Origin of the sequence: Microbacterium sp. MEC084, from assembly GCF_004514465.2 — a bacterium.
GTDB lineage: Bacteria > Actinomycetota > Actinomycetes > Actinomycetales > Microbacteriaceae > Microbacterium.
Genome location: NZ_MYFP02000001.1, coordinates 253,033 through 272,830 on the forward strand (window position 1 = coordinate 253,033; position 19,798 = coordinate 272,830).

At 71.4% G+C, this 19,798-nt stretch carries 16 protein-coding genes; 6 read left to right on the plus strand and 10 right to left on the minus strand.

The genetic code is table 11. The annotated features are described in order from the left end of the window. Window positions 1–123 precede the first annotated feature (123 nt). Genes tkt through pgl form a run of 6 tightly spaced genes read left to right on the plus strand, consistent with a single transcriptional unit; the run spans window position 124 to window position 8,191 of the window. Complete coding sequence (gene tkt / locus B5M43_RS01245; protein WP_134744972.1) at window positions 124–2,220, plus strand: transketolase; 2,097 nt, start codon at window positions 124–126, stop codon at window positions 2,218–2,220. After that, window positions 2,217–3,338 (plus strand): transaldolase, encoded by a 1,122-nt coding sequence (gene tal, locus B5M43_RS01250; protein WP_055989431.1) that lies wholly within the window; start codon window positions 2,217–2,219, stop codon window positions 3,336–3,338. The genes tkt and tal overlap by 4 nt, the downstream gene beginning before the upstream one ends. After that, window positions 3,335–4,948 carry a glucose-6-phosphate isomerase gene (locus B5M43_RS01255; protein WP_134744973.1) on the plus strand — a complete coding sequence of 538 codons (1,614 nt, stop codon included), beginning with the start codon at window positions 3,335–3,337 and terminating at the stop codon, window positions 4,946–4,948. The genes tal and B5M43_RS01255 overlap by 4 nt, the downstream gene beginning before the upstream one ends. Next, window positions 4,945–6,492 (plus strand): glucose-6-phosphate dehydrogenase, encoded by a 1,548-nt coding sequence (gene zwf, locus B5M43_RS01260; protein WP_134744974.1) that lies wholly within the window; start codon window positions 4,945–4,947, stop codon window positions 6,490–6,492. The genes B5M43_RS01255 and zwf overlap by 4 nt, the downstream gene beginning before the upstream one ends. After that, the gene (locus tag B5M43_RS01265) at window positions 6,489–7,427 is read left to right on the plus strand and encodes a glucose-6-phosphate dehydrogenase assembly protein OpcA (protein WP_134744975.1); all 939 of its coding nucleotides are present in this window, start codon (window positions 6,489–6,491) and stop codon (window positions 7,425–7,427) included. Before zwf ends, B5M43_RS01265 begins: the two co-directional genes overlap by 4 nt. Beyond that, window positions 7,424–8,191 (plus strand): 6-phosphogluconolactonase, encoded by a 768-nt coding sequence (pgl, locus tag B5M43_RS01270; RefSeq protein ID WP_055989443.1) that lies wholly within the window; start codon window positions 7,424–7,426, stop codon window positions 8,189–8,191. The genes B5M43_RS01265 and pgl overlap by 4 nt, the downstream gene beginning before the upstream one ends. Window positions 8,192–8,242: 51 nt before the next feature. Here the strand turns inward: pgl and B5M43_RS01275 are convergent, their stop codons facing one another. The 10 genes from B5M43_RS01275 to uvrA form a co-directional block, all read right to left on the minus strand. Next, window positions 8,243–8,596 carry an RNA polymerase-binding protein RbpA gene (locus tag B5M43_RS01275; RefSeq protein ID WP_055989446.1) on the minus strand — a complete coding sequence of 118 codons (354 nt, stop codon included), beginning with the start codon at window positions 8,594–8,596 and terminating at the stop codon, window positions 8,243–8,245. A gap of 1 nt (window position 8,597) precedes the next feature. Continuing rightward, entirely contained in the window at window positions 8,598–8,846 is a 249-nt protein-coding gene (gene secG, locus B5M43_RS01280) for a preprotein translocase subunit SecG (RefSeq protein ID WP_055989449.1), read from the minus strand. Window positions 8,847–8,953: 107 nt separating this feature from the next. Next, the gene (gene tpiA, locus B5M43_RS01285) at window positions 8,954–9,745 is read right to left on the minus strand and encodes a triose-phosphate isomerase (protein ID WP_134744976.1); all 792 of its coding nucleotides are present in this window, start codon (window positions 9,743–9,745) and stop codon (window positions 8,954–8,956) included. Continuing rightward, window positions 9,736–10,950, minus strand: a complete 1,215-nt coding sequence (gene pgk, locus B5M43_RS01290; protein ID WP_134744977.1) for a phosphoglycerate kinase — start codon at window positions 10,948–10,950, stop codon at window positions 9,736–9,738. Before pgk ends, tpiA begins: the two co-directional genes overlap by 10 nt. A 78-nt stretch (window positions 10,951–11,028) precedes the next feature. Then, complete coding sequence (gap, locus tag B5M43_RS01295) at window positions 11,029–12,036, minus strand: type I glyceraldehyde-3-phosphate dehydrogenase (protein WP_055989458.1); 1,008 nt, start codon at window positions 12,034–12,036, stop codon at window positions 11,029–11,031. A 96-nt stretch (window positions 12,037–12,132) separates the two neighbouring features. Next, entirely contained in the window at window positions 12,133–12,759 is a 627-nt protein-coding gene (locus B5M43_RS01300; RefSeq protein WP_134744978.1) for a superoxide dismutase, read from the minus strand. A 139-nt stretch (window positions 12,760–12,898) separates the two neighbouring features. Then, the gene (whiA, locus tag B5M43_RS01305) at window positions 12,899–13,870 is read right to left on the minus strand and encodes a DNA-binding protein WhiA (RefSeq protein WP_134744979.1); all 972 of its coding nucleotides are present in this window, start codon (window positions 13,868–13,870) and stop codon (window positions 12,899–12,901) included. A 126-nt stretch (window positions 13,871–13,996) separates the two neighbouring features. Continuing rightward, window positions 13,997–14,893, minus strand: a complete 897-nt coding sequence (rapZ, locus tag B5M43_RS01310; RefSeq protein WP_055989466.1) for an RNase adapter RapZ — start codon at window positions 14,891–14,893, stop codon at window positions 13,997–13,999. 10 nt (window positions 14,894–14,903) lie between these two features. Next, window positions 14,904–16,859: an excinuclease ABC subunit UvrC gene (uvrC, locus tag B5M43_RS01315; RefSeq protein WP_134744980.1), complete on the minus strand. Its 1,956-nt coding sequence runs from the start codon at window positions 16,857–16,859 to the stop codon at window positions 14,904–14,906. Window positions 16,860–16,861: 2 nt separating this feature from the next. Then, a complete protein-coding gene (gene uvrA / locus B5M43_RS01320; RefSeq protein ID WP_134744981.1) occupies window positions 16,862–19,750 on the minus strand; it encodes an excinuclease ABC subunit UvrA in 2,889 nt (962 codons plus the stop codon). Window positions 19,751–19,798 lie beyond the last annotated feature (48 nt).

Consider the following 19,798-nt stretch of genomic DNA (forward strand, 5'->3'; position numbering starts at 1 on the left):
CCTGGCCCGGCGCTATGCTGGGGTCACACGCGCGCCCAGCGCCGGTTGCTTCACCCCGTGCACAGCCCACGGTCCTGCCGAGCGGCCCGCTCGGGCGCACCCCCCACCACGAAAGGGCATCCGGTGACGGAACTGCGTTGGGATGAGATCGACAGGCGCGCCGTGGACACGGCCCGCGCACTTGCTGCGGACGCCGTGGAGAAGGTCGGCAACGGCCACCCGGGCACGGCGATGAGCCTCGCCCCCGCCGCCTACCTGCTGTACCAGCGCGTGATGCGCCACGACCCCGCGGACACGCGCTGGGTGGGTCGCGACCGCTTCATCCTCTCGGCCGGCCACTCGTCGCTGACCCAGTACGTGCAGCTGTACCTCGGCGGCTTCGGCCTCGAGCTCGACGACCTCAAGTCGCTGCGCACGTGGGGCTCGAAGACGCCGGGCCACCCGGAGTACGGGCACACCGACGGCGTCGAGATCACGACCGGCCCGCTGGGCCAGGGCCTGGCGTCGGCGGTCGGCTTCGCGTACGCCGCCCGCTACGAGCGCGGTCTGTTCGACCCCGAGGCGCCGGCGGGCGAGAGCCCGTTCGACCACTTCGTGTACGTGATCGCCGGCGACGGCGACCTCCAGGAGGGCGTGACGGCGGAGGCCGGCTCGCTCGCGGGCCACCAGCAGCTCGGCAACCTGATCGCGATCTACGACTCGAACCAGATCTCGATCGAGGACGACACCGACATCGCCTTCACCGAGGACGTCGCCAAGCGGTACGACGCCTACGGCTGGCACGTGCAGACGGTCGACTGGAAGAAGACCGGCGAGTACGTCGAGGACGTCGCCGCGCTCCACGCCGCGATCGAGGCCGCCAAGGCGGAGACGACCAAGCCGTCGCTCATCATCCTCAAGACGATCATCGGCTGGCCCTCGCCCGGCAAGCAGAACACCGGCAAGATCCACGGCTCGGCTCTGGGCGCCGACGAGCTCGCCGCCACCAAGAAGGTGCTGGGCTTCGACCCCGAGCAGCACTTCGTCGTCGCGGACGACGTCATCGCCCACACGCGCTCGCTCGCCGAGCGCGCCGCCGAGCAGCGCGCCGCGTGGCAGGAGTCGTTCGACGCCTGGGCCGCCGCGAACCCCGAGCGCAAGGCGCTGTTCGACCGCCTGCACGCGGGCGAGCTGCCCGAGGGCGTCGCGGACGCGCTGCCCGTGTTCGAGGCGGGCAAGGACGTCTCGACGCGCGCCGCGTCGGGCCAGGTCATCAACGCGCTCGCGGGCGTGCTCCCCGAGCTGTGGGGCGGATCGGCGGACCTCGCCGAGTCGAACCTCACGACGATCAAGGGCGCCAAGTCGTTCGTGCCCGCCGAGCGGTCGACGCACGAGTGGAGCGGCGACCCCTACGGCCGCGTGCTGCACTTCGGCATCCGCGAGCACGCCATGGGCGCGATCGTCAACGGCATCGTGCTGCACGGCCCGACCCGCGCGTTCGGCGGCACGTTCCTGATCTTCAGCGACTACATGCGCCCGGCCGTCCGCCTGGCCGCGCTGATGAACATCCCCAGCATCTTCGTCTGGACGCACGACTCGGTGGCGCTGGGCGAGGACGGCCCGACCCACCAGCCGATCGAGCAGCTCGCGACGCTCCGCGCGATCCCGAACTTCACGGTCGTGCGCCCCGCGGACGCGAACGAGACCGGCGTGGTGTGGCTCGAGATGCTGCGCCGCCGCGGCGGCCCCGCCGGCATCGCGCTGACGCGTCAGAACATCGCGGTGTTCGAGCGCGGCGAGGGCGAGGCCTCGGGCGACGTGTTCGCGTCGGCCCAGGGCGCCGCCAAGGGCGCGTATGTGCTGGCCGAGGCCCCGAACGGCACCCCGGACGTGATCCTGATCGCCACCGGCTCCGAGGTGCAGCTGGCCGTCAAGGCCCGCGAGACCCTGGCCGCCGAGGGCGTGAACGCCCGCGTCGTGTCGGCCCCGTCGCTCGAGTGGTTCGCCGAGCAGGACGAGGCGTACCGCGAGAGCGTGCTGCCCTCGTCGGTCAAGGCGCGCGTGTCGGTCGAGGCCGGCTCCGCGCTCACGTGGCGCGGCATCGTCGGCGACGCCGGCCGCTCGGTCGCGATCGACCACTTCGGCGCCTCCGCCGACTACAAGACCCTGTTCGAGAAGTTCGGCATCACCGCCGAGGCCGTCGTCGAGGCGGCGCGCGAGACCCTCAAGGAGAACGCATGACCTCCCCCACCGCCGCGCTCGCCGCTCAGGGCGTCAGCATCTGGCTCGACGATCTGTCGCGCCAGCGCATCACCTCCGGCAACCTGGCCGAGCTGATCGCCGAGAAGAACGTCACGGGCGTCACGACGAACCCGACGATCTTCCAGGGCGCGATCAGCGCGCACATCGGCTACGAGGAGGCCGTCGCGGCCCAGGCCGCCGCCGGCGCGACCGCCGACGAGGCGATCTTCGCGCTCACCACCACCGACGTGCGCGACGCGTGCGACATCTTCCGCCCCGTCTACGACGCCACGAACGGCGTCGACGGCCGCGTTTCGATCGAGGTCTCCCCCGACCTCGCGCACGACACCGAGGCCACGATCGCCCAGGCCAAGGAGCTGCACGCCGCGGTCGGCCGCGAGAACGTGCTGATCAAGATCCCCGCCACCAAGGCCGGCCTGCCGGCGATCACCGAGGTGATCGGCGCGGGCATCAGCGTCAACGTCACGCTCATCTTCAGCCTCGAGCGCTACGACGCGGTCATCGACGCGTACCTCGCGGGCCTCGAGAAGGCGCGCGAGGCGGGCATCGACCTCTCGGGCATCCACTCGGTCGCGTCGTTCTTCGTCTCGCGCGTGGACACCGAGGTCGACAAGCGCCTCGCGGCGATCGGGACCGACGAGGCCAAGGCGCTCGCGGCCCAGGCCGGCCTCGCCAACGCGCGCCTCGCGTACGAGCTGTACGAGAAGCGCTTCGCCGAGGACCGCGCCAAGGAGCTCCTCGCCGCCGGCGCCAACGTGCAGCGTCCGCTGTGGGCGTCCACCGGCGTCAAGGACCCCGCGCTGCCCGACACGCTGTACGTCACGGGCCTCGTCGCGCCCGGCACGGTCAACACGATGCCCGAGAAGACGCTCGAGGCGACGTTCGACCACGCCGAGGTCACGGGCGACACCGTCACGGGCGCGTACGCCGAGGCGCACGAGCTGTTCGAGAAGCTGGCGGCCGTGGGCGTCGACTTCGCCGACGTGACGCAGGTGCTCGAGGACGAGGGTGTCGCCAAGTTCATCGCCTCGTGGCACGACCTGCAGGCGACCGTCGCCGGCGCGCTGAAGGCCGCGGCGAAGGGGTCGGACGCGTGACGTTCTCCATCCGCGTCTCGGGCGACGCCGAGGCGGCCGTCGCCGCGCACCTGCCGACGCTCATCGGCGACTACGTGGCGTCGAGAATCACCAACCTCGACCCCAGCCTGTGGGGCCCGGAGGCCGAGGACGAGGCGTCCAAGCGCCTCGGGTGGGTGCAGGCCGTCTCGGTCTCCCGCCCGCTCGTCCCCGAGATCGTCGCGTTGCGCGAGGAGCTCGCCGCCAAGGGAGTGGACCGCTTCGTGCTCGCGGGCATGGGCGGCTCGTCGCTCGCGCCCGAGGTCATCACCCAGACGGCGGGCGTCGAACTCACCATCCTGGACTCGACCGCCCCGGGCCAGGTGCTCGCGGCCCTGGACGGCGGCCTCGAGCGCACCGCGCTCGTGGTGTCGTCGAAGTCGGGCTCGACCGTCGAGACCGACTCGCAGCGCCGCGCCTTCGAGGCGGCGTTCCGCGACCTGGGCATCGACCCCGCGGAGCGGATCATCGTGGTCACCGACCCGGGATCGCCGCTGGACGAGTCGGCGCGCGCCGCGGGCTACCGCGTGTTCAACGCCGACCCCACGGTCGGCGGCCGCTACTCGGCGCTGACGGCCTTCGGCCTGGTGCCGTCGGGTCTCGCCGGCGCGGACATCGCCGAGCTGCTGGACGAGGCCGAGGCCTCGCTCCTCGAGGTCGCGATCGACGCCCCGGAGAACCCCGCCCTGGTGCTCGGTGCCGCGATCGCCGGCACCCTGACGCCGGACGGGTCCGCACGCCGCGACAAGCTGGGCCTGATCACGGACGGCACCCACATCGTGGGCCTGCCCGACTGGATCGAGCAGCTCATCGCCGAGTCCACCGGCAAGGAGGGCACGGGCATCCTGCCCGTCGTGCTGCTGCCGGTCTCGCCCGAGCTCGAGAGCAATCCCGCCGACCTGCAGATCGTCCGCCTGGTCGACGACGCCGACGAAGTCGAGCACCGTCACCCGGGCGAGATCCTCGTGAGCGGCACGCTGGGCGCACAGCTCGTGGTGTGGGAGTACGCGACCGCGATCGCCGGCCGCATGCTGGGCATCAACCCGTTCGACCAGCCCGACGTGGAGTCGGCCAAGGTCGCGGCGCGAGGTCTGCTGGACGCACGTCCCGAGCCGGTCGCCCCGGCCTTCGTGGAGGCCGGCGTCGAGGTGCGCGTGAGCGACCCGGCGCTGGCCGAGAGCGGCACCATCCAGGGCGTCCTCGACGCGCTGTGGGCGACGCTCCCCGCCGACGGCTACGTCTCCATCCAGGCGTACGTGAACCGCCTCGAGGTGCCGCAGCTGCAGGGCCTGCGCGAGATGGTCGCGGCCGATTCCGGCCGCCCCACCACGTTCGGCTGGGGCCCGCGCTTCCTGCACTCGACCGGTCAGTACCACAAGGGCGGTCCGGCGCAGGGCGTGTTCCTGCAGATCACCGAGCGCACCGAGACCGACGTCGAGATCCCGGGCCGTCCGTTCACGTTCGGCCAGCTGATCGAGGCGCAGGCCGCGGGCGACGCCACGGTGCTCGCCGAGCACGGCCGTCCGGTCGTCACGCTGACGCTCGCCGACCCGCAGGCCGACGTGCTCGCGCTGTTCGAGGCGGCCCAGTGACGGTCGAGGTCTCCCGTGGCGTGAACCCGCTGCGCGATCCGGGCGACCGTCGCCTCAACCGCATCGCCGGGCCCAGCGCGCTCGTGATCTTCGGCGTGACGGGCGACCTGTCGCGCAAGAAGCTCATGCCGGCCGTGTACGACCTGGCCAACCGCGGCCTGCTGCCCCCGGGCTTCGCGCTCGTCGGGTTCGCGCGCCGCGACTGGGAGGACCAGGACTTCGCGCAGGTCGTCCAGGATGCCGTCAAGCAGTACGCGCGCACCGAATACCGCGAGGAGACCTGGCAGCAGCTCGCGGCGGGCATCCGGTTCGTCCAGGGCGAGTTCGACGACCCCGAGGCGTTCCGGCGCCTGCGGGAGACGGTCGACCGCCTGGACGTCGAGCGCGGCACGATGGGGAACCACGCGTTCTACCTGTCGATCCCGCCGAAGGCGTTCCCCGTCGTCGCGCAGCAGCTGCTCGACTCGGGCCTCGTCGACGACAAGCCGGACGACGACCGCTGGCGCCGCGTCGTGATCGAGAAGCCGTTCGGGCACGACCTGGCGTCGGCCCGGGAGCTGAACGACGCGCTCGAGGCCGCGTTCCCCGCCGACTCGATCTTCCGGATCGATCACTACCTCGGCAAGGAGACGGTCCAGAACATCCTGGCCATGCGCTTCGCCAACGAGCTGTACGAGCCGATCTGGAATCGCAACCACATCGACCACGTGCAGATCACGATGGCCGAGGACATCGGCGTGGGTGGCCGTGCCGGCTACTACGACGGCGTCGGCGCGGCGCGCGACGTGATCCAGAACCACCTGCTGCAGCTGCTCGCGCTCACCGCGATGGAGGAGCCCATCAGCCTCTCCGCCGAGCACCTGCGCGCCGAGAAGGAGAAGGTGCTGGCCGCCGTGCGGCTGCCCGAGGACCTCTCCACGGCGACCGCGCGCGGGCAGTACGCGGGCGGATGGCAGGGCGGCGAGAAGGTCGTCGGCTTCCTCGAGGAGGAGGGCATGAGCCCCGACTCCACGACGGAGACCTACGCGGCCATCAAGCTCGAGATCGCCACGCGCCGCTGGGCGGGCGTGCCGTTCTACGTGCGCACGGGCAAGCGCCTGGGCCGCCGCGTGACCGAGATCGCGGTCGTGTTCAAGCGCGCGCCCGAGCACCTGTTCTCGCGCAGCCAGACGTCCGAGCTGGGTCAGAACGCGCTTGTCATCCGCGTGCAGCCCGACGAGGGCGTCACGATCCGCTTCGGCTCCAAGGTGCCCGGCAACGGCACCCAGGTGCGCGACGTCACGATGGACTTCGGCTACGGCCACGCGTTCACCGAGGCGAGCCCCGAGGCCTACGAGCGCCTCATCCTGGACGTCCTGCTGGGCGACCCGCCGCTGTTCCCGCGGCACGAGGAGGTCGAGCTGTCCTGGCGCATCCTCGACCCCGTCGAGGAGTACTGGGCGTCGCAGGGCGGCCCGCTCGAGCAGTACGACTCCGGCTCGTGGGGCCCGCCCTCGGCGGACGCCCTGCTGGCCCGCGACGGACGCGTCTGGAGGCGCCCATGATCATCGACCTGCCCGACACCACGGTCAGCAAGGTCGCCCGACAGCTGGTCAGCACGCGCGAGGAGGGCGGCGCCGTCGCGCTCGGCCGCGTGCTCACCCTGGTCATCAAGTCGCACCGCGGCTTCGGCGAGGAGGCGATCGAGGCCGCGAACGACGCGTCGCGCGAGCACCCCATGCGCGTGATCGTGCTCGTGACCGACCCCGAGGGCGAGGCGCGCCTGGACGCGCAGATCCGCGTGGGCGGCGACGCCGGCGCGAGCGAGGTCATCGTGCTGCAGGCGTACGGCGACGCGGCGAGCAACGAGCAGACGCTCCTCACGGGCCTGCTCCTGCCCGACGCGCCGGTCGTCGCGTGGTGGCCCGACGAGCCGCCGGCGAGCCCGGGGACGTCGGCCCTCGGCCGCATCGCCCAGCGACGCATCACCGACACGTCGACCGCGCCGTACTCGTCCGACCGCCTCAGCCGCCTGGGGAGCTCCTACACGCCGGGCGACACGGATCTCGCGTGGACCCGCCTGACGCGCTGGCGCGAGCAGCTCGCGGCCGTGCTGGACCAGCCGCCGTACGAGCCGGTCACGGCCGTCTCGGTGCGCGGCGCGTCCACGTCGCCGTCGACCGCGCTGCTCGCGGCCTGGCTCGGCCTGGCGCTCGACCTCCCGGTCGACTGGCAGTACGAGGACCCGGACGTCTGGGACCACGGCATCCACTCCGTGCGCCTGTCGCGCCCGAGCGGAGACATCGTGCTCGAACGCCAGACCGAGTCGACGGCGATGCTCACGCAGCCCGGTCAGCCGGACCACGAGCTGCACCTCCCCCGCCGCTCGCTGCGCGAGTGCATCGCGGAGGAGCTGCGCCGCCTCGACCCGGACGAGCTGTACGGCCGCGTGATCAGCGAGGGCTGGGCGCGCCTGGCCGAGCCGCGGGGGTCCGCATGACCGAGCGCCGCGTGGTCGTGCTGCCCGACAAGGCGCAGCTCGCCGAGGGCGTCGCGAACCGCTTCGTGGGCAAGCTCGCGCAGCTCACGCAGGAAGGCCGCACGGTCCACGTGTCGCTCACGGGCGGCTCGATGGGCTCCGCCGTGCTCGCCGCCACGGCGGAGCACGGCTGGGCGTCGAACATCGACTGGTCCCTCGTGCACTTCTGGTGGAGCGACGAGCGGTTCGTGCCGCGCGGCGACGCCGAGCGCAATGCGGGCCAGGCCCGCGCCGCGCTCCTGGACCGCATCGCCGTGCCGGCGGAGAACATCCACGAGCCCGCGTCGACCGACGACGGAGTCTCGCTGGACGAGGCCGCCGAGGCGTACGCCGCCGAGCTGGCGCGGTTCGGCACGGACGAGCGCCCCTGGCCGGAGTTCGACGTGTGCTTCCTCGGGGTCGGACCCGACGGGCACATCGCGTCCCTGTTCCCCGACCGCGGCGAGGTGCACGTGGCCGACCGGGCCGTCCTGCCCGTGCGCGAGTCCCCCAAGCCGCCGCCGGAGCGGATCACGTTCACGCGTCCCGTGATCAACTCGTCGGTGCGGATCTGGATGGTCGTCGCCGGCGCCGACAAGGCGTCCGCGCTGGGCCTGATGCTCGCGGGCGCCGGATACGCGAGCGTGCCGGCCGCGGGTGCGGAAGGCACGGCGCGCACGGTCGTGTTCGTCGACCAGGACGCGGCCGCGAACGTGCCCGAGGAGCTGATCGACCCGGACTACTGATCCGGAAGACGAGAAAGCCCCCGCCTCACGGCGGGGGCTTTCTCGTGCGTCTCACTGGCCGCGCTTCTCGCGGAGCTTCTGCAGCGCCTCGTCGAGCAGCTGCTCGGCCTCGTCGTCCGTCCGGCGCTCCTTCACGTAGGCGAGGTGCGTCTTGTACGGCTCGTTCTTCGCGACCTCCGGCGGGTTCTCCTTGTCGCGGCCCGCCGGCAGACCCGAGTGCGGGTGGTCGACGATGTCGGGGATCTCCTCCTCGGGCAGGCCGGCGGCGTAGTGGCGCACCGTCTCGTTGCCCAGGGCGTCCCAGTAACTCACCGAGATCCGGTCGGCGTGGTGCCCGTGGTCCTGCTCGCCCATGGGGCCCGAGCCGACGCGGGTGCCGCGGATCGCGTTGCCTCCGACCGCCACGTCAGATCACCTGGAACTTCGTGACGAGGCCGAGGCCGACGATCGAGAAGAACCACACCAGCGCGAGGACGACCGTGATGATGTTCAGGTTGCGCTCAGCGAGGCCGGAGGATCCCATCGCCTGTGACATGCCGCCGCCGAACATGTCGGACAGTCCGCCGCCGCGCCCCTTGTGGAGCAGGATCAGCAGCGTCAGCAGCAGGCTCGTGAGGCCGAGCAGCACCTGCAGGATGAATTCGATGATCTGCACGGAACAGGCCCTTTCGTGGGTGCGGAACTCGTTACCCGCACGAAGGTTCAGTATACGGGCCGCTCGGCGGCACCCCGGGAACGGGGCGCCGCCGAGCGGGCTGGGCGTCAGACGCCGACGTGCTTCTGGAAGCGGACGATCGCGGCGAACTCGTCGACGACGAGGCTCGCGCCGCCCACCAGGGCGCCGTCGACGTCGGGCTGGCGCATGAAGCTCGCGATGTTCGCGGCCTTGACCGAGCCGCCGTACAGGATGCGCGTGCGCGCGGCCGCGTCCTCGCCGAGCTTGGCCTTGACGACCTCGCGCAGCTTGGCGCAGACCTCCTGGGCCTGCTCGGGGGTCGCGGCCTGGCCCGAGCCGATGGCCCAGACCGGCTCGTACGCCACCACGATGTCGGCCTTCGCCGGAACGCCCTCGAGGGCGATCTCGAGCTGACCCACCGGCACGGCGCTCGCGCCGTGCTTCTCGAGGTCCTCGGCGGTCTCGCCGACGCAGATCACCGGGACGAGCTCATGACGGAGCGCGGCCTGCACCTTGGCGGCCACGACCTCGTCGGTCTCCTGGTGGTAGTCGCGGCGCTCCGAGTGGCCGATGATGACCGACCCGACGTCGAGGCGCTTGAGGAACGCTCCCGAGATCTCGCCCGTGTACGCGCCCGAGTCGTGCGTCGACAGGTCCTGCGCGCCGAGGCCGAACGGGATCTTGTCGGCGTCGATCAGCGTCTGCACGCTGCGCAGGTCGGTGTACGGCGGGAAGACCGTGACGTCGACCGCCTCGAACTCGTGCTTGGCGTCCTTCAGCGCCCAGTGCAGCTTCTGCACGAAGGCGACCGCCTGCAGGTGGTCGAGGTTCATCTTCCAGTTGCCCGCGATCAGCGGGGTGCGGGTGCTCACGCCCATCCGAGGACCTCCAGTCCGGGGAGCTTCTTGCCCTCGAGGAACTCGAGGCTGGCGCCGCCGCCGGTCGAGATGTGACCGAAGCGGTCGTCGTCGAAGCCGAGCTGACGGACGGCCGCGGCGGAGTCGCCGCCGCCGACGACGCTCAGGCCGTCGACCTCGGTGAGGGCCTGCGCGACGGCCTTGGTGCCGGCCGCGAACGGCGCGAGCTCGAACACGCCCATGGGGCCGTTCCAGAACACGGTCTTGGAGCCGCGCACGGCCTCCGCGAACGCGGCCGCGCTGTCGGGACCGATGTCGAGGCCGAGACCCGAGGCGCCGAAGGGTGTCTCCTCGATCGCGTCGGCCGCAGTCACCACGTGCTCCGCGTCGGCGCCGAACTTCGACGCCACGACGATGTCGGTCGGGAGCACCAGCTCCACGCCCTTCTCCTCCGCCTGGCGGATGTAGCCGCGGACGGTGTCGAGCTGGTCCTCCTCGAGGAGACTCGAGCCCACCTTGTGGCCCTGGGCCGCGAGGAACGTGAACAGCATGCCGCCGCCGATCAGCAGGCGGTCGACGCGCGGCAGCAGGTGGTCGATCACGCCGAGCTTGTCGGAGACCTTGGAGCCGCCCAGCACGACCGTGTAGGGACGCTCGGGCGTCTCGGTGAGGCGGTCGAGCACGTCGAGCTCGGCCGCGATCAGCAGGCCGGCGGCGCTCGGGAGCAGTTCGGCCAGGTCGTAGACGCTCGCCTGCTTGCGGTGCACGACGCCGAAGCCGTCCGAGACCATCACGTCGCCCAGCTCCGCGAGCTGCTCCGCGAACGCGCGGCGCGCGGCGTCGTCCTTGGCGGTCTCGCCCGCGTTGAAGCGCAGGTTCTCGAGCACGGCGATGTCACCGTCCTCGAGGGCCGCGACCGCCTCGTGCGCCGACTCGCCCACGGTGTCGCGCGCGAAGGCGACGGGCTTGCCGAGCAGTTCGGACAGGCGCTGCGCGACGGGCGCGAGGCTGTACTGCGGGTCGGGGGCGCCGTTGGGGCGGCCCAGGTGGGAGCACACGACGACGCGGGCGCCCGCATTGATCAATGCGTTGAGAGTGGGGAGCGAGGCGCGCACGCGGCCGTCGTCCGTGATCTGGCCGTCCTTGAGAGGAACGTTGAGGTCGCACCGCACGATGACGCGCTTGCCGGCGACCGAACCGAGGGATTCGAGAGTTCGCAGAGACATCGGTCCGACTCTACCGCGCCCGCGGGGACGACGAAGGCCCGCCGGATCACCGACGGGCCCTCGTGCGACGGGTGTGGGTCAGAGACGCTCGCCCACGTACTCCGCGAGGTCGACGAGGCGGTTCGAGTAGCCCCACTCGTTGTCGTACCAGGCCGAGACCTTGGCGAGGTTGCCGGCGACGCTCGTCAGGCCCGAGTCGAAGATCGACGAGAACGGGTTCTGCTGGATGTCGCTCGAGACCAGCGGGTCCTCCGAGTACTGCAGGATGCCGTTGAGGCGACCCTCGGCGGCGGCCGCCTTGTACGCCTCGTTGATCTCCTCCTTCGTCAGGCCCTCCTTGGTGATCAGCGTGAGGTCCACGATCGAGCCGGTGGGAACCGGGACGCGGTAGCTGGTGCCGTCGAGCTTGCCGTTGAGCTCGGGCAGCACGAGGCCGATCGCCTTCGCGGCGCCGGTCGAGGTCGGAACGATGTTGATCGCGGCGGCGCGCGCGCGACGCAGGTCGCTGTGCGGGCCGTCCTGGAGGTTCTGGTCGGCCGTGTACGCGTGCGCGGTCATCATGAAGCCGCGCTCGATGCCGAACGCGTCGTTGAAGACCTTGGCGAGGGGCGCGAGGGCGTTGGTGGTGCACGACGCGTTCGAGATGACGTGGTCGTTCTCGGGGTCGTAGCTCTCCTCGTTCACGCCCATGACGAAGGTGGGCGCCGGGCCGCTGGCAGGGGCCGAGATGAGAACCTTCTTCGCGCCGGCGGCGAGGTGCTTGGCGGCGTCGTCGGGCTTTGTGAAGCGACCGGTCGACTCGATGACGATGTCGGCGCCGATCTCGCCCCACGGCAGCGCCGCGGGGTCGCGCTCGGCGAAGGCCTTGATGACCTTGCCGTCGACCGTGATCGACTGCTCGTCGTAGGTCACGTCCTTGCCGAGCGGGCCGCCGACCGAGTCGTACTTGAGCAGCTGCGCGAGCGCCTTGTTGTCGGTGAGATCGTTGACACCCACGATCTCGAAGTCCGCGCCCTGAGCGAGGGCGGCGCGGACGAAGTTGCGGCCGATGCGGCCGAAGCCGTTGATTCCGATCCTGACGGACACTGAGGTCTCCTGTGGGTCATGCACGCGGGGAGCGCGCGGTGGGGTGGTGACGGTGCCGGTCCCGGCGGGCACGCACCCCGCCGGGACCACCGTCGGTCAGCCGGCGACGAGCAGGCCGGCGGTCTTCTCGCGGGCGGCGTCGAAGCGGGCGGACACATCCTGCCAGTTGGCGATGTTCCAGAACGCCTTGACGTACTCCGCCTTCACGTTGAGGTAGTCGAGGTAGAACGCGTGCTCCCACATGTCGAGCATGAGGAGCGGCGTGAGACCCAGCGGCACGTTGGCCTGCTGGTCGAACAGCTGGAAGATCGAGAGGCGCTGGCCGATGGCGTCCCACGCGAGGACCGACCAGCCCGAGCCCTGGATGCCGTTCGCGACGGCCGCGAAGTGGGCCTGGAACGCGGCGAACGAGCCGAACTGGTCGGCGATCGCGGCGGCCAGCTCGCCCTCGGGCTCCCCGCCGCCGTTGGGCGACAGGTTGTTCCAGAAGATCGTGTGGTTGGTGTGTCCGCCGAGGTGGAAGGCGAGGTCCTTCTCGAGCTTGTTCACGTTGGCGAAGTCACCGCTCTCGCGGGCGGCGGCGAGCTGCTCGAGAGCCGTGTTGGCGCCGGCGACGTAGGCCGCGTGGTGCTTGTCGTGGTGCAGCTCCATGATCTTGCCGCTGATGTGAGGCTCGAGGGCCGCGTAGTCGTAAGGCAGGTCGGGGAGGGTGTAGACAGCCATGCGATGATCCCATCCGCGCCGCGGCAACGGCGCTATCGGTGTACCTCCACGTCGCTCGCGCGACGGGACCGGACGATCCTCATCCTAGTGACGCTCGGAGAGGTCGGCTCGCCCGCGTCCTCGATATGACGTCCGGGGCTCAGCTGCCGGCGGGCACCGCGGACTCGGTGCCGGGGATGCCATCCTGCTCGGCGCGCTTGTCGGCCATCGCGAGCAGGCGGCGGATGCGGCCCGCCACGGCGTCCTTCGTGAGCGGCGGCTCGGCGTGGTGCCCGAGCTCGTCGAGGCTCGCGTCGCGGTGCGCGAGGCGCAGCTCTCCGGCCTGCTTCAGGTGCGGCGGCACCTCGTCGCCGAGGATCTCGAGCGCGCGCTCCACGCGGGCGCAGGCCGCGACGGCGGCCTGGGCCGAGCGGCGCAGGTTCGCGTCGTCGAAGTTCACGAGGCGGTTCACGCCGGCGCGCACCTCGCGGCGCTGGCGCAACTGATCCCACTCGGCCGCCGTCTGCGCGGCGCCCATGGCGATCAGCATGCCGCGGATGCCCTCGGCCTCGCGCACCACGACGCGCGGCACGCCGCGCACCTCGCGGGCCTTGGCGCCGATGCCGATGCGGTGGGCGGCGCCGACGAGCGCCATGCCGGCCTCACCGGTCGGGCACGCGATCTCGAGCGAGGCCGAGCGGCCGGGCTCGGACAGGCTCCCGGAGGCCAGGAACGCGCCGCGCCAGACGGCCGCGAGGTCGTCGCGGGAGCCGGTGGTGAGGCGGTTCGGGAGGCCGCGCACGGGGCGGCGGCGCACGTCGAGCAGGCCGGTCTGACGCGCGAGGGTCTCGCCGCCGTCGACGACCCGCACGGCGAAGAACTCGCCCTCGCGGCTGCCGGAGCCCTGGACGCGGGCCAGCTCGGGGCGCACGCCGTAGATCTCGGCGATGTCGCGCGCGGTGCGGCGCGCGAGATCGGGGGTGTCGACCTCGGCCTCGACCGCGACGCGGCCGGCGATCGAGTGCAGTCCGCCCGCGAAGCGCAGCAGGGCGGTCAGCTCCGCCACTCGCACCGTCGGACGCGGATCGCGCACCGCGACCAGCTCGGCCTTGACATCGGCGGTCAGTGACACCGTTCTCCCCACTTCTCGGACTGCGACGCCATCCCCTGGCGCGATGGATCAGCCTACCTGGCGGGACCCGCCCGCGCCGCGGGGCTGTCTCTCAGCCGGACGCGCTACCGGTGGATCCGCGCGGCCTTACTCGCGCCCCAGATCCCGGTGGCGCACGCGCACCGCCACGCCCGGGACGTCCTTGAGGCGGTCCGCGAGCGCGACCGCCATCGCGACCGAGCGGTGCTTTCCGCCGGTGCAGCCCACGGCGACGGTCGAATGCCGCTTGTTCTCGCGCTGGTAGCCGGCCAGCACCGGCCGCAGCGCGACGGCGTACGCGTCGAGGAACTCGGAGGCGCCCTCCTGCTCGAGGACGTAGCGGGAGACCTCGGCGTCCTCGCCGGTCTGGCCGCGCAGCTCGTCGATCCAGAACGGGTTCGGCAGGAACCGCATGTCGGCGACGAGGTCGGCGTCGGGCGGCACGCCGTACTTGAACCCGAAGCTCTGGACGGTCACCACGTGGGCCGGGGCCTCGGCGTCGGCGAACAGGTCGCTCACCCGGTTGGCGAGCTGGTGCACGTTGAAGGTCGACGTGTCGATGATCACGTCGGCGCTCTCCCGCAGCGGCGCCAGGAGCCCGCGCTCGCGACGGATGCCGTCGACGATCGTCCCGTTGCCCTGCAGCGGATGCGGGCGCCGGACGGCCTCGAACCGGCGCACCAGCACGTCGTCCGCCGCATCCAGGAACACCACGCGCAGGTTGCTGCTGTCGCGGATCGCCTGCGCCTCGGCCGGGAGCTCGGCGAAGAGGTCGCGCCCGCGCACGTCCACGACCGCGGCGACCCGGGGCAGCCGCCCGCCGAGCCGGCCCGCGAGGTCGAGAAGCGGCCGCAGCATCTGCGGCGGGAGGTTGTCGACGACGTACCAGTCGAGGTCCTCGAGCGCGTTCGCCACGGTCGAGCGGCCGGCTCCGGACATGCCGGTGACGATCAGCACCTCTCCCGTGCCGGCGGGGTCCTCGCGCGCCTCGGCGTCGTCGATCATCTCGTCAAGCCTATGCGCTCGGCGCCTCGGCCGGAATCTCGCCGGGCTCCGCGGCCTCGGCCTCAGGGATGTCGGCCGGCTCCCCCTGCAGGTGCCGGTGGATCGTCTGGGCCAGCTTGGGGCCGATGCCCGGCAGCTCCTCGATCTGCGCCACGGTGGCGCCGCGCAGCGCCGCGACGGACCCGAAGTGCCGCAGGAGCGCCTTGATGCGCGCCTCGCCGAGCCCCGGGACCTCGCTCAGGACGCTGCGGATGTCGCGCTTGCGACGCCGCCGCTGGTGCGAGATCGCGAACCGGTGCGCCTCGTCGCGCAGGCGCTGGACGAGGTAGAGCGCCTCGCTCGTGCGCGGCAGGATGACCGGGAAGTCGTCGCCGGGCAGCCAGATCTCCTCGAGGCGCTTGGCGATGCCGCACAGCGCGATCTCATCGTGCCCGGCCTCGCGCAGCGCGCGCGCCGCGGCCTCCACCTGGGGACGACCGCCGTCGACGATCAGCAGCTGCGGCGGGTACGCGAAGCGCCGGCGCCGGCGGGCCTGCGACTCCTCCCCTGCCTCGGCCTCGGCGGTCTCGTCGGGCTCCGGCCGGTCGAGGTGCGCGAGCCGCCGCGTCAGCACCTGGTGGATCGAGTCCGTGTCGTCGGTCGTGTGCGCGATCGAGAACGAGCGGTACTGGTCCTTGCGGGGCAGCCCGTCCTCGAACACCACCATGGAGCCCACGACGTTCGTGCCCTGCAGATGCGAGATGTCGAAGCACTCGATGCGCAGAGGCGCCTCGGACATCCCCAGCGCCTCCTGCAGGTCGGCGAGCGCCTGAGTGCGGGCGGCGTAGTCGCTCGTGCGCCGGGTCTTGTGCCGCAGCAGCGCCTGCTGCGCGTTGAGCGTGGCGTTGCGCAGCAGCTCGGCGCGCGGGCCGCGCTGGGCCACGGCGATCTCGACCGCCCTGCCGCGGCGGCTGCGCAGCCACTCCTCGAGCTCGTGCGCGTCGGGCGGGAGCACGGGCACGAGCACGCGCCGCGGGATGTCGGCGGGCGCCGCGTCGCCGTAGGCGCGCTGCAGGATCTGGTCGACCAGGTCGCCGCCCGAGATGTCGAGCTCCTTGTCGATCGTGGTCGAGGTCACGCCTCGCACCCGGCCGCCCCGGATGACGAAGCGGTGGACCGCGGCGGAGAGCTCGTCCTCCGCGACGCCGAACAGGTCGGCGTCGGCGTGCTCGGGCAGCACGAGGGCGCTCTTGTTGAGCACGGCCTCGATCGACGCGAGCTTGTCGCGCAGGACGGCGGCCTGCTCGTAGTCCATGGCCGCGGCGGCCGCCTTCATCCGCGCCGTGAGGTCGCGCGTGAAGCGCTCGTCGCCGCCGTTCATGAAGGCGATGAAGTCGTCGACGATCGCCCGATGCTCCTCGATCGTGACGCGATGCGAGCACGGACCGCCGCACTTGCCGATCTGACCCGGGAAGCACGGCCTGCCGGTCTGCATCGCGCGCTTGTAGGACGAGTCGCTGCAGGTGCGGATCGGGAAGACCTTGATCATCAGGTCGATCGTGTCGTGCACGGCCCAGACCTTGGGATACGGGCCGAAGTACTTCGCCCCGGGGATGCGGCGGTTGCGCGTGACCATGACGCGGGGCGCCTCGTCACCGAGCGTGATCGCCATGAACGGGTACGACTTGTCGTCCCGGTATCGCACGTTGTACGGCGGATCGAACTCCTTGATCCACTGGTACTCGAGCTGCAGCGAGTCCACGTCGGTCGGCACGACCGTCCACTCGACGGACGAGGCCGTGGTGACCATGCGCCGCGTGCGCTCGTGCAGCGTGTGCAGCGGCGCGAAGTAGTTCGACAGACGCTGGCGCAGGTTCTTGGCCTTGCCGACGTACAGCACCCGCCCGTGCGCGTCACGGAACCGGTAGACCCCCGGGTTGGTGGGGATCTCCCCCGGCTTCGGCTTGTAGGGAAGCTGCCCCGCCATGCCTACCCGGCCTTGCGGTGGCGCTCGCGCATGCCGAGCACCTCCGCGAGGAACGCGCCGGTGTGACTGCCCTCGACCTCGGCGACCTGCTCCGGGGTGCCCGTCGCGATGATCTGCCCACCGCCCGAGCCGCCCTCGGGGCCGAGGTCGATGATCCAGTCGGCCGACTTGATCACGTCGAGGTTGTGCTCGATCACGATGACCGTGTTGCCCTTCTCGACCAGGCTGTCGAGCACCTCGAGCAGGCGGCGCACGTCCTCGAAGTGAAGACCCGTTGTGGGCTCGTCGAGCACGTAGACGCTGCGGCCGTTGCTGCGGCGCTGGAGCTCGGTGGCGAGCTTGACGCGCTGCGCCTCGCCGCCCGACAGGGTCGTCGCCGACTGACCGAGGCGCACGTAGCCGAGCCCGACGTCGACGAGCGTCTTCATGTAGCGGTGGATGGCCTGGATCGGCTCGAAGAACTCGGCCGCCTCGGCGATCGACATCTCGAGCACCTCGGCGATGTTCTTGCCCTTGTAGTGCACCTGCAGCGTGTCGCGGTTGTACCGCTTGCCGTGGCAGACCTCGCAGTCGACGTACACGTCGGGCAGGAAGTTCATCTCGATCTTCAGGGTGCCGTCGCCCGAGCACGCCTCGCAGCGGCCGCCCTTGACGTTGAAGCTGAACCGGCCGGCCTGGTAGCCGCGCACCTTCGCCTCGGGCGTCTCGGCGAACAGGTTGCGGATCCGGTCGAACACGCCCGTGTACGTGGCCGGGTTCGACCGCGGGGTGCGGCCGATCGGCGCCTGGTCGACGTGGACGACCTTGTCGAGGTGCTCGAGGCCCGTGACGCGCGTGTGCTTGCCCGCGACCCGGCGCGCGCCGTTGAGACGCGTGGCGAGGACCTCGTAGAGGATGTCGTTCACGAGCGTCGACTTGCCCGAGCCGCTCACGCCCGTGACGGCCGTCAGCACGCCGAGCGGGAACTCGGCGGTGACGTCGCGCAGGTTGTTCTCGCGGGCCCCCACGACCGTCAGCATGCGCTTGCGGTCGATGCGGCGGCGCTTGGACGGCACGGGGATCTCGCGGCGCCCCGAGAGGTAGTCGCCCGTGATCGAGGTCTTGTCCGCGAGCAGCTGCTTGTAGGGGCCGGAGTGCACGACCTCGCCGCCGCCCTCGCCCGCCCCGGGACCGATGTCGACGATCCAGTCGGCCGCCTCGATGGTCTCCTCGTCGTGCTCCACGACCACGAGAGTGTTGCCGAGGTCGCGCAGCGTGATGAGGGTCTCGATGAGCCGGCGGTTGTCGCGCTGGTGCAGGCCGATGGACGGTTCGTCGAGCACGTACAGCACGCCGGTCAGGCCCGTGCCGATCTGGGTCGCCAGGCGGATGCGCTGCGCCTCGCCGCCCGACAGCGAGCCCGCGCTGCGGCTGAGCGTGAGGTAGTTGAGGCCCACCCGGATCAGGAAGTCGAGGCGCACGCGGATCTCGCGCAGCACCTGCGCGGCGATGTGGGCCTCGCGGTCCGTCAGCGTGAGCAGCTCCATGAACGCGCGCGCGTCGTCGAGGCTGAGGTGCGACACCTCGGCGATCGAGCGGTCGTGCACCTTGACCGCGAGCACCTCGGGCTTGAGGCGGTCCCCATCGCACGCGGGGCACGGCACCTCGCGGAGGTACTCGGCCCAGCGCTGCCGCTGGCTGTCGCTCTCGGCCTGCGACCACTGCCGCTCGATGTACGGGACGACGCCCTCGAAGCCGCTCGCGTAGCGGACCTCGCGTCCCCAGCGGTTCTTGTAGCGGACGTTGACGTTGTAGCCCTCGCCGTACAGCACGGCGTCCTTGACCGACTCGGGCAGCGCGCGCCACGGGGTGTCGAGCGAGAAGTTCAGGTCGTGCGCGAGGCCCACCAGCAGGCGCTCGTAATACTGGAACAGCCCCTTGCCCTGCGTCGTCCACGGGACGATGACGCCCTCGCGGATCGAGAGCTCCTCGTCGCCCAGCATGAGCTCGACGTCGACCGACATCCGGGTGCCGAGGCCCGAGCAGGCGGGGCACGCGCCGAACGGCGCGTTGAACGAGAACGTGCGCGGCTCGATCTCGGTCAGCTGCAGCGCGTGCCCGTTGGGGCACGACAGCTTCTCGGAGAACGACTGCCACGCGTCCTCGCCCTCCTCGTCGACGAAGTTCACCTGCAGCACGCCCCCCGCGAGGCCCAGCGCGGTCTCGACCGAGTCGGTGATGCGTCCGAGCATGTTCTCGCGCGAGACGAGGCGGTCGACCACGACCGAGATGTCGTGCTTGTAGCTCTTCTTGAGCACGGGCGGCTCGGACAGCTGGATCAGGTCGCCGTCGACGATCGCGCGCGAGTAGCCCTTCGCGCCGAGCTCCTTGAAGAGGTCGACGAACTCGCCCTTCTTCTGCGACACGACCGGCGCGACCACCTGGTAGCGGGTGCCCTCGGGAAGCGCGTTCAGCTGATCGGCGATCTGCTGCACCGTCTGTCGCTGGATCCGCTCGCCGCACTCCGGGCAGTGCGGGACGCCGATCCGCGCCCAGAGCAGGCGCATGTAGTCGTAGATCTCGGTGATCGTGCCGACGGTCGAGCGCGGGTTGCGGTTCGTCGACTTCTGATCGATCGAGACCGCCGGGCTGAGGCCCTCGATGAAGTCCACGTCCGGACGGTCGACCTGACCCAGGAACTGGCGCGCGTACGCGCTCAGCGACTCGACGTACCGGCGCTGCCCCTCGGCGAAGATGGTGTCGAACGCGAGACTCGACTTGCCGGACCCGGACAGGCCCGTGAACACGACCATCGAGTCCCGCGGGATCTCGAGGTCGACGTTCTTCAGATTGTGCACGCGGGCACCGCGCACACTGATCTTTCCGGGGCTGGAGACGGGGACGATCGACACCGTTCCAGTCTAGGTGGGGCCTCCGACACGGGATCCGAGAGCCCCGCG